This window comes from Nocardia sp. bgisy118 (genome assembly GCF_057708605.1).
The window spans coordinates 354,921-370,288 of the sequence record NZ_JBYISM010000003.1 but is presented as its reverse complement, the minus strand read 5'-3'; the positions used below and the strand labels follow the sequence as shown (position 1 = coordinate 370,288).

General features: G+C 69.9%; 1 protein-coding gene (only partly in view). It reads right to left on the bottom strand.

The genetic code is table 11. The features are described 5' to 3' along the window. Window positions 1-15,368: the start of a sigma factor-like helix-turn-helix DNA-binding protein gene (locus tag AC3EO7_RS05600; RefSeq protein WP_435590600.1), read on the bottom strand. 37,675 nt of this gene lie to the left of the window's left edge; the window shows 15,368 of its 53,043 coding nt (coding positions 1-15,368); it begins with the start codon at window positions 15,366-15,368; its stop codon lies beyond the left edge, outside the window.

Here is a 15,368-nt window from a genome sequence, read left to right as displayed (position 1 = left end):
ACGTGCTCGCCCGCCAGCTGCACGCAGTTGTTGTCGTGCTCGTCGAGCAGGTAGCGCTGCGGGCCGAGGGTGCCGTCGCCGTCGGAGACGATCGTCACCTCGAGCACGCCAAGGCCGGGTTCGCCGGTCACCCGCGCCGAGACGTGCACGCCGCCGCGGGCGATGCCGTGATCACCGTGGTGGGACTGGGTCGCCAAGGCGACGAGATCGGTCACCTCGTCCAGTGCCGTCTCGACCTTCGCGGCCGGCCAGCCGGACATGATGGCGGACACCTGATCTCGGATATGGCCGAGCCCCTGCACGCCGTAGTACAGCGTGCTGCCGAACCGGCGGGTGCGCGCCGGATCGTTGGCCATCGGGTCGATCTCGGAGGTGAACCCGAGCGGTGTCGGGCGCGCACCGGTCAGGCGCTGCCACAGGGTGCGCTTGCGCGGATGGCGCGGGCGCTGATCCCAGTCGTAGCCAGCGGCTTTCGCCGCCGCCGTCGCCTGCTGCGCAGAAGCGCCCTGGTGCTGGGCGATGAACTCGATCGAGGCGAGCGCGGCCTCGATCCCGACGATGTCCTCACGCACCGCCTGGTTGGACAGCAACCGCTGCCACATGGCGGCGATGTCGATGTTCTGCGGGATCTCGGTGTTGCGCAGCAGGTAGTCGCGCACCTGGCGCAGTGTCTCGATGACGTCGTCGCGGGAACGCAGGTTGCCCGCATGGTCTTTGAGCCAGGTCGAGCCGTCGCCGTGCTTGGCCATGGTCGAACCGTCGGGGTCGCGCACCCAGGCATTGCCCTTGCCGCGCACCCAGCGCTTCGGGTCGCCGCCGGAGTAACGATCCGGATCGGCGAGGGCACGGTCGGCGATCTGTGCCAGGTTGCTGTCGGCCTCGAAGACCCGGTTGTGCTCGAAACCCTCGTAGGCGGCCTCGGTCCGCTCCCGCAGCTCGGCCCGTTCGGCTTCGTTGTCGGCCCAGCGCTGCCGCAGCGTCTCCGGAATCTCGACGCTCTCGCCGGTGTAGGGCAGCGTGTGCGCACCGTCCAACCGCGCCTGTTCCGAATTCAGTTGCGGCGTCGCCAGTTCCGGGTTGTGCAGCGCCTGCGGATCGGGCTGGCTGGTATCGAGCCAGCCATAGGTGCGGGTGCCGCGCACCATCGGAATCAGCTGGATCCAGCGCCCGTTGCGCACCGCCGGAATCCATTGCGCCACATCGGCCATGGCCCAGGCCAACGCCGGATGCCTGGTGGCGAAGTCGGCGGAGAGCGGCAGCTCGATCGACTTGCCGTGCGCGGTGTTGGCGGGCAGCCACCGGGTGGCCGACAGGACGAACTTGCCGATCCAGGGCCGGTTCTGGATCAGATTCTTCGTCCATGTATGGCCCGGGATCCGGTCCATGATGCCCAGCGCCAGGATGCGCAGGTGGAACAGGTTGAGGCCGAGATCGGAGGTCCAGGCGTTCACGCCCTCGGGCACGTTGTAGATCGTCTTCGAGAACGGCAAGTTCTGCGGGAACAGGAATGCCGGAACCTCACCCGGTCCGAATTCGTGCAACCCCGCCATGATCTTGTCGAAGGTCGGCACCATCGACACCTTGAACAGGAACGGCGGCTGCGGGTCGGTCCACTTCTCCTTCTCCCACTTACGCGGGTGCTTGCCCGGCTCCCAGGCGCCCGCGCGCTGGGTCGGTTCGGCATCGGTGGACGGCAGATCCACGGTGCTCTGGTAGTGGCCCTGCGCGTCGAGCTGTACCTGGGTGAACCGCACGGTCAGCGGCGTGGTGTCCGACTTCGCCATGCCCAGCAGCAGATTCAGGTCGGTCCGCGCCGACAGCGTCGCTTGCAGCGCCTGCCGGTAGTGGTTGACGTCGGTGTCCGTGCCGACGACCACGATCTCGCTGTCCCCGAATAGTCCCGTAGGCTGCGCGGCCGGCCGCACGCCGACCCGCTCCGAGATCGGCAGCAGGCCGAGGTCGTTCATCGCGTCCAGCGCGGCCTGCCGCTCGGCGAGCTCGCTCCGTTGCGCTTCCGCGTCTTTCAGCTGCTTGGCAACCTCGCGCAACTGCTGCACCAGCTCGGCCCCCGGTTCCCGCGGTCCCGGGTACCGCGGGTTCAGGTGGTCCGTATCGCCGATCTGGAAGACCTGGGCGAGCGCGGCCCGCGCATTGGTGGCGGAGATGATCTCCGTCGTCAGCGCGGACTTCAGCAGGGTCAGATCACCCGGCGGCAGCTTCTGTCGCAGCAGTTCCAGCGAGCTCTCCACCTCGCTGAGTGCGTGCGTCGCCTGCCGGAGTTTGGCGCGGGCGGCGGCCAGATCCTGGTTCCGGGCCGCTTCCGCCTCCGGGGTGTCGACCGTGTCGGCTTCGAGCAGCCGGATGCCCGCGCGCAGCTTGTCCTGCAACGCCTTTCCGCGTTCGATCTGCGCTTCCAGCGTCCGCTGGACCTGCTCGGCGGTCTCGACGCGGTCCCGCAGCTGGAACGCGGCCTCGAGGTTGTCCACGAGGTCGATATCGGAGCGGAACTGCGCGATCTCGGTGCCGCCGCCCAGGTGAGCGGCCAGCTGCGCTTCGAGCGCGTCGATGCGGGCTTGCAGGTCGCTGCCCTGCTGCGTGATCGAGGTCTGCCACACCTCGACCGCCGCGGCGCGCGCGGCCTCCGCCGCACCGGTTGCCGCAACGCGCTGCTCGATGTCGGTCGCCAAGCTACTGGCCAGCTCACGATCGCCGGCGTTCTGCGCGGCCATGGCCTGCTGCCGCAGATCCGCGATCTCGGCGCGCAGGTCGGCTTCGCCGGCCACCGCGGCGGCCATCTCGGCACGCAACCGAGCCACCTCGGCCGCCGGGCTCGGCGGCGCGTTGGCCGGTGGCTGCCGATGCGCGGGAACCGGGGCGTTCGGGTCCGGCGTCTGGCCGATGGCGAGATCGGCGGCGGGCAGTGCGGCGTCGAGGTCGCCGAAGTTCGCCACCTGCCGACCGGCTTTCCAGGCCACGGCCCAGGTGGCTTTGGTTTCATAGCGGCTACCGCCGGTGAGATCGGCCAGCGAGACCCGGGTGCCGTCCGGGGCGACGAACCATTCCAGGTTGCTGCGCTTGGAGCCGATCTCGTCGTAGGTCACGCGGCGGCCGTCGATCTCGAACTGATTGCCGCCCAAGTACTTCACGGTGTAGGAGTGCGCGCCGACACCGTGCGCGTCGGGGGTCCAGCGCTCGTCCAGCACCCAGGCGATCGCGCCGGGGCCGCCCTGCTCGCGCAGCGCCTGAATCAGTTTCAGGTGGCTGCGCGCGTCGCTGTTGTCGAACGCGCCCGGCTGGGCCCCGCGCAGCATCGGCTGCACGTCCTGCCAGTCGCGGCCGGAAAGGTTGTTCGGCAGGGGGATCGGGACATCGACGATATTGCCCTGGTCGGCAAGGACACGGCTGAGCGAATCGGAGACACAGGTGTTGATCGCGGCGGGACCGACGGGATCGATCTCGCTGGTGTAGTAGGTCACCAACGCGGACAGGGCCTCGATCTCGGCGGCGGTCTGGTGGACCTCGGCGCGCAGCTGCTGCTGCAGCGCGGTCAATGTGCCGGGGTCGCGGACGAACAGGTCGGCGAACTTCTCGGTCTTGAACTTGCCGAAGGCCGCCTTGTACTGCGCGTTGGTGGTGTTGTAGATGTCGGCGCCGTGCAGGCGCACCCAATCCTGGTCCGGCACCGGCACTCCCGGCACAGTGGTCGGACCGGCCAGTTGCAGCTGCACGAGCAGAACATCGACGTCCGCGATGAGCGAGGCCAGGTGCGCGGGGGCGTCGGCCAGGTTGATCGGGGCGATGTCGTCGGCCACCCGCGGATCCCGGGCGAACAGTTCCGGGTCGGCTTCCAGCTTCGCCAGGAGCGCGTCGATCTCCTTGGCCAGCTTGGGTTTCGCGGTCTTCAGCGCCTCCAGCGTTGCCTTGGGGTGGGTCGCCAGGTCGGCCCGGCTCAGCTCCAGCTTGTTCAGCGCGGTGTCGAGCTGGTGGTAGGCGTCGAGGGCGTGCAGGGTGCGTGCGTACTCCACCAGCGCCTCGATCTGGGCGGCGCGCACCTCGTTGTCGAAACGCAGCCGCTCCAGGGTGGCGTCGATCTGGCTCGGGGTCAGATCGACGCGGCCGATCGGCAGGCGGCCCACCAATTCCGTGATGGCGGACTCGATTTCGCCGCGCGACATCCGGGACAGATCCAACGCCGGGCCACTCGGCTCCGCCTGCGCCGGATCGGTGACCGTCTGCCAGGGGCCGCCCTCGTAGCGCACCATGGTGACGGTTAGGTTCCGGCCGTCGAAGTCTTCCGAGATATGGCGTACCGCAGGCGAATCCACCGCCGCGGTGGCCACCCGCCAGGTACCGCCGACCTCACGCGGCCAGGCCACGCGGTACTCGACCTCGAGACTGCCGTTGTCGATCAGCTCCACCAGCTCGGAATTCGCCGGATCGGCGAGCGCCTTCGCGAGTGCCGCATCATGATTCATGGCGTTGTCGATGACGACGAGCTTCATCGGGGACCCGACCAGCCCGATGCCCGGATGGTTGACCGGATCGATCAGGAACCCGCCGCTGACCCGGATCCATTCGCTGCCCGCGATATTCGCCATCACCTCGGCGTACTGGCCGAAATTGTCGTCGGCGTCGAGGAACTGCTGCGCCTGCCGCTGGAAGGCGGTGACGGCGTCCTGCAGGTCGGTGAGCCGCGTCTGCAGCTCCGCCAGCACATTCGGGTTCTCGGGGTCGACTCCGAGGAGGTGCGCGCGCTGGTCCAGCTCGGTGCGGATGTGGTGGCGGCGCAGCGCCTCCTCGAAGAACCTGCGGCCCTCCGGGGTATCGCGGTGCGACAGATCCCACCACATGCGCCCGCCCTGCATGTTGTTGTTGACGCCCGTCCAGCGCAGGGTGCCGGTGCGTCCACTCGTCGCCGCGGCGACCTCGGCCGCGTACCGCTCCAGCGGGCTCGGGCGGTTGACGACCGCGGCAGGCAGTAGATGCGACAGATCGATATCGGTCCGGAACGGGATATCCGCGTTCTCGGCGTCGTATCGGGCGAGCGCGGCCTCGAACGCCTTCGTCGAAACACCCTCGCGAGTCAGCAGATACCGCGCCTGCGCGACGGCGGCACGCACCGATTCCGAGCTCAGATCCGGCAGTTCGATGCCGAGCGGGCCCGCCAGCGCCAGCAGCGCCCGCGCCTGCGCGTCCAGCTCCTGCGCGGCCTGCGCGACCTCCTGGCCCCATTCGGCGAGATCGTCGTGGGCCGGCACCGAAGGGGTGTGCTCGGCGTCGGCGGGGACCGGCGGCTCCAGCGTGCGGTCCGCTGCGCGCCCCGTGGTCGACACCGAACCGGCCTGCGGCACCGGTGGTCCCGCGAGGAAGCGGTCGGCCAGCCCGAGACGGCGGAGTTCGGCCTCGCTCTCGCTGACCTTCTGCGGGTCGGCGTCCTCGCGGGCGTAGTCGTAGACATCGCCGGTGCGCGAGACGGGCCCGTGCGATTCCGCGGAGGTGACCTGACTGAGCAGGAATGCCTTGATCTTCGGCCAGTTGCGCTTGAGGTTGACCACCTCGCGTGCGGTCAACGCGGGATTGGCCTCGAAGTTCCCCCAGAACTCGCTGTCGGCCAGCTGACCGAAATTCTGCACCGTGAACGACTGGCCCGCCGACACGAGCTCCGACGGCGGATGCTGCGGGTTGACCACACCCGGCAGGTCCCGCAGCGTCCGGAGCACACCCGGGGCGGCCTCCGGCGCCTTGACGATCGCGGCGGTGGGCACCTCCGGTGCGGCCAGGCGGGTGGCCCTTTCGACCCGCCAGCCGCCGGAACCGTCCGGTGTCAGCTGAACCGGGATTCGTTCGCCGCCGACCTCCAGGTCGATCCGCACCGGGCCGCCCGGTGTCCGGCCCGCTTGCAGCACCTGGGTGACGTCGGCCAGATCCGCGACCGCCAGCGCGCGGGCCAGCGTTTCCGACCGCAGCCGCTCCAGGGTCTCGGTCAGGTTCGCCGGCGCCAGGCCGTTGTTCGGTATCGCGAGCAGGTCGGCCCAGACCTCGATGATCTTGTCGATCTCGGTCCGCTGCTGCGGGTCCAGCGCGAGGTCACGGCGCCCCAGGGCGGTTGCCAGCGCTTCGATCGCGCCAGCGCGCAACAGGATTCGATACCGCTGCTCCGCGACGGTGGTCGCGAGATTCGCCGGATCCCGCTGCTCGATGGTGAGCTCGAGCTGGTCGGCGAGCGACTGCTGGGCCTGCGCCATGGTGAGCGGACGCGCCGGGTCGGACGGGTCCGGCGACGATACAAGCGGCCCCGCGACGGCATCCGGGTCCGCGAGCGGAATCGGCGGCGCCGGTTGGGTTTCCGGCGGCTGTCCGATCGACCGCTGGAACGCCTCGGCCGCGTCGCGCTGGGCGAGGAACTCGGCGTCGGACGGATCGGACGGGTAGCGCCAGTAGTGCTCCCCGGGGAACTGCTCGTCCGCGGTGAGCGTGTCGAAGTTCGTCGGGAACAGCATGTGCTGGTCGGCCAGGCCGTCCGGCGAGGCGTCCAGGAAGCGGCGGGCCAGCGCCATCTGGGACATGTCCTGGAGCGCGGACTGCGGATCCGGCAGTGCCCCGAGGGTTTCCGCGAGACCGAGGCGCTCGGCCAGGGCTTGTGCGTAGGCCAGGTGCGCGGCAGAAGGCTCGGCCCCGGATTCCGGTTCCGTACGCAGACTGGGTGTTTCGTCGAAGAACCGCGACGCCTGATGCACCGGGTCCTCGGGCCGGCGCGGCGCGGGCGGATCCTGGCCGACACGCAGGTCGGCGTCCGGCATCGGACCCTCATCGCCGAGACCCGCGACATGCGCGTCGTTCTGGAAGATGCTCGCCCAAGTGGCGGCGGTCTCCGCCGGTGTGCCACCGGTCAATTCGGCCAGCGACAGTGGATCGGTGCCGCCATGGGGGCCGAGGTCGAACAGCTGCTCCTGGCCGTTGTCATCGATATCGGTGAGCAAAACCCGCTGGCCGTCCACGTCGAAGACGTCGCGGCCCAGGTAGGTCACGGTGTAGGCGTGGCCGCCGACACCGTAGTCGTCGACGGTGGTCCGCTGGTCGATCACCACTGCCGAGGCGCCCTGGCCCTGCGCGCGCAAGGTGGTCAGCAGGCGGGCATGTGCGCCGCCCTCCTCCCCCGGCAGGAACGGCTCGGGCTGCGCGGCGCCGAAGTGGTCCGACAGCTCAGCCCACGGCACGCCGCTGATCCGGCCGGGATCGACGGCGAACCCGCCGAGCACGTTCGGGTGTCGCACGGCCAGCTGGTCGAAAGCCCTTGGCACACAGTGGTTGATGGGGGTGCCGCCGGTGGGCAGGCGGTAGTACGTCTCGGCCAGCGCGGCCAAGGCGGCGAGATCGGTGGCGTCCTGGCGGACATCGGCCCGCAGTTCCGCCAGCACCTCGGCAATCTGCTCCGGCGTGCGCAGCGCGGCCGCGTCGAGCCGGCCCGCCCGGAAGTTCCGGTAGATCGACTCCAGCTCGGCCGGGGTGGCGGTGTCCAGATCGACGCCCAGCAGGTGCAGCCAGTCGGCGTCCGGGTCCGGTATGCCGGGTACCTCGCCGGGCAGCGTCTGGCCGTGCCGGGCGAGCGCCAGGAAGTCCGCCAGATCGTCGACGAGCAACCCCACCTGGTCGTGAGTGTCGCCGTGATGCATCGGCAGGCCGCCGGGCCGCAGCTGATCCTGCGCGTCGTAGAGGTTCGGATCGAAATCGACCAGGTCGGGGTCCTGGCTCAGCAGCCTGGCCAGCGCGTCGAGCTTCGCCGCCCGTTCGGGATGCCGCTGCTTCAGCTCCTCGAGCGCGTCGAGCGGGCGCCCGCGCAGCTCGGACCGGTTCACCTCGGCTTCGTGCAGCGCCCGTTCGAAGGCGTTGAAGCGGGCCACATTCGCGTGCAGGCGGGCCAGATCGGCCATGGCCTCGATCCGCACCGCGCGCAACCGGTTCGCGGCGCGCGCCGCGTCGAGGGTGTCCTCGACGCGGTCCCCGGCCAGATCGGCCAGCTGCACACCCTGCCGGGCCGCGGCGTCCTCGACGCGGGCCGCCAGCTCCGCGGTCGACAGCGTGGCGGGGTCGGGCACCGGAATCCCGTTGTCCGGCAGCGTGAGCGCACTTTCGCTGGGGATGACGCGCCATGGGCTGTCGTCGTTGTCGCGGACCATGGTGAGCTCGAGCCCGCGACCATCCACAGCACCGGAGAAATGCCGGACCTGCGGCGCGTCCACCTCGGCCACATGGATGACGCCGGTGCGGTCGGCCCAGGCGACCCGGTACTCGAGCTCCAGCTCGCCCTGGGTCAGCATCTGCGCGATATCGGTATTGCGCGGGTCGGCGAGCGCGTTGGCCAGCTGCTGGTCGTGATCGCCGCCGTCGTTGATCACCACCAGGCGCTGCGGATTGCCGTCCAACAGGCCGATACCCGGCACATTGTCCGGATCGAGCAGGTCGCCGCCCTGGTCGAGCAACCACCGGTGCCCCGCCGCGCCCGCCATCTCCTCGGCGATTTGCGCGAACTCGGTGTCGGCATCGGTGTAGGCGGCCGCCAGTTGCGCGAATTCAGCTGCCTCTCGCGCCAATTCGGCAGCACGGTCGTGCAGCGCGGTCAGCGCACGGGCGATATCGGCCGGGCTGTGCTTGGCCGGATCGACATCGAGCAGGTTGGCCCAGGTGCCCAGTTCGGCGCGCACCTGTTCGCGCTGCATCGCCTCCCGGAACGCCTCGCGGGCCTCCGCGCTCGGGTTGCCCTCCGGATCCCACCAGAGCTTCAGCCGCGTCGGATTGTTGTTGACGCCGTTGGCTTCGGAGTCCGCACCGGGCAGGCCGGCCGCAATGGACTGCTCGCGCATATAACGCTCGAGCGGATCGGGACGCATGTCGTTGGTCGGCAGATAGCGCAGGCGCTCGTTCTCGTTGTGGAACCGCGTGGCCGCCTGCGCGTACGCCGCGGCCGCCGCGGCCTGCCGCATCGCTCGGTAGTTCGCCTCACCGACCGCGGTGCGGACCGCGTCGGGGCTGAGGTCGGCGAGCGACAGCGAAAGCGCGTCCGCGCCCTCGTAGAGCGCGATACCGGCGGCATTGCGGGCGGCGATGGCGTCGCCGAGTTCCGCGCCTCGGCGCGCCAGATCGGGATCGGGCGCCGGGCCTTGCGGTTCCGCGTCCGGAACCGGCGGCACCACGTCCTCATCGATACCGGCGCGCTCGTCGGGCGCAACCGGATCCGGTGCCTGCGGATCACCGATCCGGGGACTGGCCGAGTAGTTGCCGGTGGCCAGGGCCCAGAACGTCTCGCGGCCCTTCCACAGCTTCGACGCCTGCAACGCGAAGAACGCCGGATCCCAGTCGAGCCCACTGACATCGGCCGCCGCGTCACCGGACAGCAACTCGATCTCCGCGCCGAACGCGTTGTAGAGATCGCTGTTGTTCCCCGAACCGAGCGCGTACTGGATCGGGCGGCCGGTGCCGTGGCTGCCGAGATGGGTGCGCAGGAACTTCATCGCCCGCTTCCACCGGCTCTGCGGTTGCGCGTCGGGGTCGCTCGACGAGTCCGGCCCCGGCACCGGCGGCGGAGCCAGCGGCTCGGCAGGCCGCACCCGCCACCCTCCGGAACCGTCGGCGGTCAGCTGCACCGGCACCCGCTGACCGTCCACCACCACCGTGTACCGGCGGGTCTCGCCCTCCGCCACCTGGGTGGCCCGGCCCTCGACCACGTGCACCGCTTGGGCGACATCGGCCAGATCGTTCAGGGCGACGGCGCGGGCCAGCACGTTGTCGCGCAGCCGCTCCAGCGTTGTATCGACCTGTCCTTCAGCCAGGTCGCTTTCCGAGAGCTGGAGCAGATCTGCCCACTGGTTGACGATCTTGGTGAGATCCGCCTGCTGGTTCGGGTCGACGGCGGCATCCAGCCGGGCCTTGGCGTCCGCGAGCGACTCGACCGCGCCCGCCCGCAGCATGGTCCGATACCGCTGCTCCGCGATGGTTTCCGCGAGATTCTCCTGGGTCACCTGGTCGGCGCTCAGGCGCAGCTGACGCAGCAGCTGCGCCTGAGCCGACTCCGGCGCGAGCGGATGCGGGGCGCGGGAATCGGGCCGGGCAGGCGCAGGCCCCAGCGCGGGTGCGATCGCGTCGGGCACGGCGATCGGCATCGCGGGCGCCGGGGTATCGGGATCGACAACCGGCAGGGCGTGGGCTTCGTCGCGCCGCAGCTCGAAATCCGGGTCGCTCGGATCCGGCGAGTAGTTCCAGTACCGCTCGCCCAGATGCTGCTCGTCGATGCTCAACGGAGCGAAATCGGCCGGGCCCATGAGCTCGTTCATGCGCCCGGTGACCGGGGTCGGGTCGAGGAATCTACGCGCCCAAGCCATTTGCGCCAGATCCGCGAGGATCCGGCGCGGGTCCGCGAAGCTCGCCAGCGCGTCGCCGAGGCCGAGCGCCTGCGAGAGGCGGGTCAAGCGGTCGCGGTCGGCGTCGGTCAGCGGGGACAGGTCGCCCGTCGGCGTCGCCTGGCGAGCCGGGCTCGGCTGCGGACCGGACGCCGATTCGGCTTCGGGGTCCGGAGTCTGCTGCGCCTCGGGGTCGGGTTGCGCACCAGGGTCCGGAGCCTGCTGGGCCTCCGGATCGGGCTGCGCACCTGGGTCCGGAGTCTGCTGCGCCTGCGGATCAGGCTGAGCACCCGGGTCCAGAGTTTGCTGCGCCTCCGGATCAGGCTGCGCACCAGGGTCTGAAGTCTCCGGCGAATCCGGATCGGACCGAGCACCAGGATCGGGGTTCTGCTGCGTATCCGGGTCCGGCGTGGGCTGAGCCTCGGGGTCGGGGTTCTGCTGCGAATCCGGGTCCGGCGTGGGCTGAGCCTCGGGGTCGGGGTTCTGCTGCGAATCCGGTTCCGGCGCAGGCTGGTTGGCGCCGCGCTCTTCGTCGCGCCTGCGCTGCTCCTCCTGCTGCCGCTGTTCGTCCAAGAAGCGCCGGAGGTCGCGCATCGGATCCCGCCGGCCCTGATCGTCGCCGACCCGCGGCAGGTTCCGATCGTCATCGTCGTGGCCCTGGGTGGCGGCGCCCACCGCGAGCGGGCGCACCGCGAGCGGGCGCACGGAGTTGCCGTTCGCGTCGTAGACCATGACCCAGGTCTTCTTCGCGTCCGGCAGATTGCCGGGGTCGAACTCGACCGGGCCGTCCGGATACTTGTACGGGTCGTCGACCATGATCTTGCCGGTCGCGGCGTCGTAGTACATGACGTACGCGTGCGAACCGACACCATGCTCATCGACCGTTTGGTTCTGGTCGACGACGATGACCGTCGCCTTTTCCTTCATGAAGCCCAGCGCCTCGGCGATCGCCTTGTGCGGCGACTTGCGCTTGCCGACCTTGACCTCGGTCGCCTGGGAATCGGCGTGCTCTTCGAGCCGGCGCATGGATACACCGTCCGTGCCGACATCGGTCGGCACGGTGATGTCCGGGTTACCGGTACGCTGGCGCGCCCGGTACAGCGCCTGCTCGGAACACCCGTTCTCCCGCAACGGGGGCCGATCGGTGTCCAGGAACGACTCGTTGTCGGGCGCTTGGAATTCGGTGGTGCCTGCGGCGATGTTCTCCAGCCGGTACATGCGGTCGACCGGCACGCCGTTGTCCGGCGGCTTCGGGCCGGTGGCCTCCGGGGCGTTGAACTGGTGGAACAGACCGTTGGCGCGATCCTGGATATGCACACGGACGTCGTCGCCGAAGTGCTTCTTCCGGATCAAGGGCTGGTCTTCCTCGCCGGAGAAACCGACGAGCACGACATCGTCGACCAGGCGCTTCAGACGCCCCTTGTGGCCGGACGATTCGACGACGTCGACGCCGTAGCCGCGCGCGATGATCTTGCTCGAGACCGCGATCTCGGGTTGCCCCTGCGCCACCCGCCCCTCGTTGAGCACTGCTCGAGTCGCGCGGAAGGCGGCCAGATCCCGGGCGAGCAGCTTGCCACCCTGACGGGCATGCCAGGTGGTCATGGACTGGCCCTTGTTCGGCGTGCCATAACCGACCCACGCGATCGACGCCGCCGACTCGCCCGCACGTAGTCGACCGGAGGTCGCCTGATACTGGCTGGCCATCTCGTTCACGGTGCTGCCGATATTGGCCAGCGACGCGTCCCGGCCCGGGACGTGCCAGGACAACTGGGTCGCGGTGTCGACGTCGCCCATGGCGATGGCCGCACGGCCGCTGCCGTTGAACGCGGTGGAGTCGAAGGCCATGACGTACACCGGCGTATTCGGCGCGACGGTTCGGGCCACCCCTTCCGCCATGGCGATCGCCTCTCGAGTACGCAGCAGGTTCACCAGCTGCTTGTGCGAGGCGGAGTCCAGCTTGCTCTGCCGAATCAGACTCTGGAGCTCGTTCTTGACGCGCTTGACCGTCTTCGCGGCCTCGGTGCGAGCCTCGTTGATCCGCCGTTTGGCTTCGGCTCGTTCTCGGGCGGCTTGACGGCGTGCCGCCGCCCTCTCCGCCGGCCTGCTGTCCGGATCCACCTGTGTCCGCGCCCGCGGCTGCTCGGCTTTCGCCTGCGCCAAGGCGGTCGCCGCCCGCTGTTGCTCGGCCAGCAGACTCTCCATTCGCGCCTGTTGGGCTTCGGTCAACCGGCTGCGGGCGATCAGGCTCTGCGACTCCCGGTCGATCTGTATCCGGTTGGCGATATCGACATCCGGCGCGGGGATGCCCGGCGCATTGTTGCCGAAGGTGGCCGGATGCACTCGGAGCAGGACCTCCCGCTGCTCCGGCGTGATCGAGTTCCACCGCTCGGAGTTCTTGCGCGCCAAAGCATCCGCCTCGGCCCGTGTGGCCTTGGGGCCGAGCTGGAAATCGGCGGGCTTCGGCTTGCCCTCCATGCTGTCGAGGATGGCGGCGGCCTGCTCCGAATCGTTGTCGGTATCCGTGTCGGGGCCCGTGCCCGTGTCGGGGTCCGTGCTGGTGTCCGGATCAATGCTGGGGCGTGCCGGAGCCGGGGCTGCCAGGGTGGGCGGCGGAGGCGGCAGAACCAGCGCGGAATCCTCGTCGACATCCGGATGCGCCGCCGGATCCTCGTCGCTGTCCAGCCGCGCGGGCGCATCGTCGGTGTCGGGATGCGCGGGCGCATTCTGGTCGCTGTCCGACCGCGCCGCCAGGTCCTGATCGCTGCGGGGACGCGCGGGCGCATTCCCGTCGGTGTCGTTTTGTGTCGCCGGATCCAGGGTGCTGTCGGTCCGCGCCTGCACCTGCGGGCCGCCCTCCGGCGTGACCTGCACCTGGCTGTCGGCGTCGCTCTCCGAATCCGAATCGACGGTGGTATTCCGTTGCGGCGCTTCGGTATCCGAAATCTGCGTTTGCACCGGACCGGCCGGGGCGGCGCCGGGGGTTGCGGCCTGAGCGGACGAGCCCGCGCGCGACGCGGGTGTCGACTCGGCGTCGGCGCTCGGGGCGACGTCGGAAGTGCCGTCGTTGAAACCGGCGACGGAGGTGTCCCCGGCGCGGGGCATACCGGGCAGGTTGGGCGTCGACGGCCGCCCGGCGCCCGGCTGGCCGGTGGCGGTGCTCGACTGGCCCGTGGTCGTAGACGTGGAGGTGGACCCCGGGGCGGACGACGAGCTGCCCGGCGCGACACTGGACGCACCCGTGCTCGTGGACGCTCCCGGCGCCGACGTGCCCGCACCGGGGGCCGTCGACCCCGGCGCGGCCGCTCCCGGCGCCGTTGTTCCGGCCCCGTTGGTGGCAGTGTTCGAGCCGGTGTTCAGGCTCGAGTTGGGATCGCCCGAAATACCTGTGCCAGTGCCGATTTGGGTGTCGGCCAGCGGTGAACCGGCGACGATGTTGTTGACCGCGCCCGGATCGGCGACCGGGTCGACCTGCGCGGCCCCCGCACCGGGATCCGAAACACTCGCACCCGGGTCCGAAACACCCTCTCCAGCAGCCGGATCCGACACCCGCGAGCTGGGATTGTCGGCGGCCGAACTCGAATCGCCCGCCTGGGGAGCCGAATTGCTCTGGTTCCCACCGGAATTCGATGAATTGCTGTCGCTCGCACCGGATTCCGAGCTCTGTTGACCCGCCTGCTGACCCGCCTGCGGTCCGGCGCCGGTCTGCTGCTGGTTGCCCGCGCCCGAGTCGGCGGCCTCGGCCCGCGGCGTGTTCGTGTCCTGCCCGGCCGGCGGTGCGGAGGTATTGCCTGCACTGGCTGTGTTCGTGCCCGGGCTGTTGTCCCCGGCACCGTTCTGGTTCCCGCCGCCATTCTGATTTCCGGCACCGTTCTGGTTGCCCGCGCCCGAATTGTCCGCGGCACCAGTGGGATTGGAGGGATCGGTCCCGTTGGTCGGCTCGCCCGGCGGCGCGGTGCCGTCCGGCGGGGTCACGTTGAAGTTTCCGCCGTTGAAGTTCCCGCCGCCGACGTTGGGCGCACCCGCGTACTGCCGATTTCCCCGGAAACTCGACGCACCGGAGGGAATCGCGCCCGACAGGCCGCCACCGACGAACGACTCCGGAGTCCACTGGCCGGTCAGCAGGCCTGCGGCCGTCGCACCGACCACACCCGCGCCGATACCGACCAGCCCACCGCCCATGGCGCGGGTCCACCGGTTGTCGCTCGTCATCATCCGGTTGAGCGCCGGAATATGGCCCATGCCATAACCGGCGCCGCCGCCCGCCGCACCCGCCGCGAACGAGACACCCACGTTCTTCAGGTAGCCGCCCCAATCGAAGGGCTGCGACTTCAGGCCCTCTGCCTTGAGGATGTTGTGGATAGCGGCTTCCTCGATGGTGCTCTGGACGACCTCGACAAAGCCCTCCTGAAGCATCTCGTAGACGACTTTTGCGATGACGGTGCGCGCCGCCTCGGACAGGAAGCGCTGACCGATGATTCGGGCGATCGCGCTCTCCAGAATCTCGCCGATCACCCGGAAGGCGGCACGGGTGGCAGCGATCGCACCGGCCTCGACGGCGGGCGCGGCCGGGCCCGCGGCCAGCGCCCAGGCCAACTCGATCACCAGCCAGCCGAGCGCGAAGAGCGCGCTCAAATGGTTGCCGTGGACCTCGCCGGTGAAGTCGTCGACCGCAGTGGCCAGCTGATCGAAGGACTTGCCCATCAGCTCGATGGAGCCGTGCTTCGGGTCTTGGCCGTGGATTACGCTCTGGAGCGAGTCGAATATCTTCTCGCCGCCACTGCCCTGCGGGTAGGACACGCGGACGGATTGGCTGGCGGTATCGGCCTCGCCGATGGCGTGCTCGAGGATCTCCCGACCGACCTCACGCAGCACATCCGAGATCCCGTCCAGGTCATTGGGATCGATGTGCGTGATCTGCGCACCCGCCACCCAACCGACCCAGGCGAGCTCGTCGGGAATATGCCAGTAACCCAT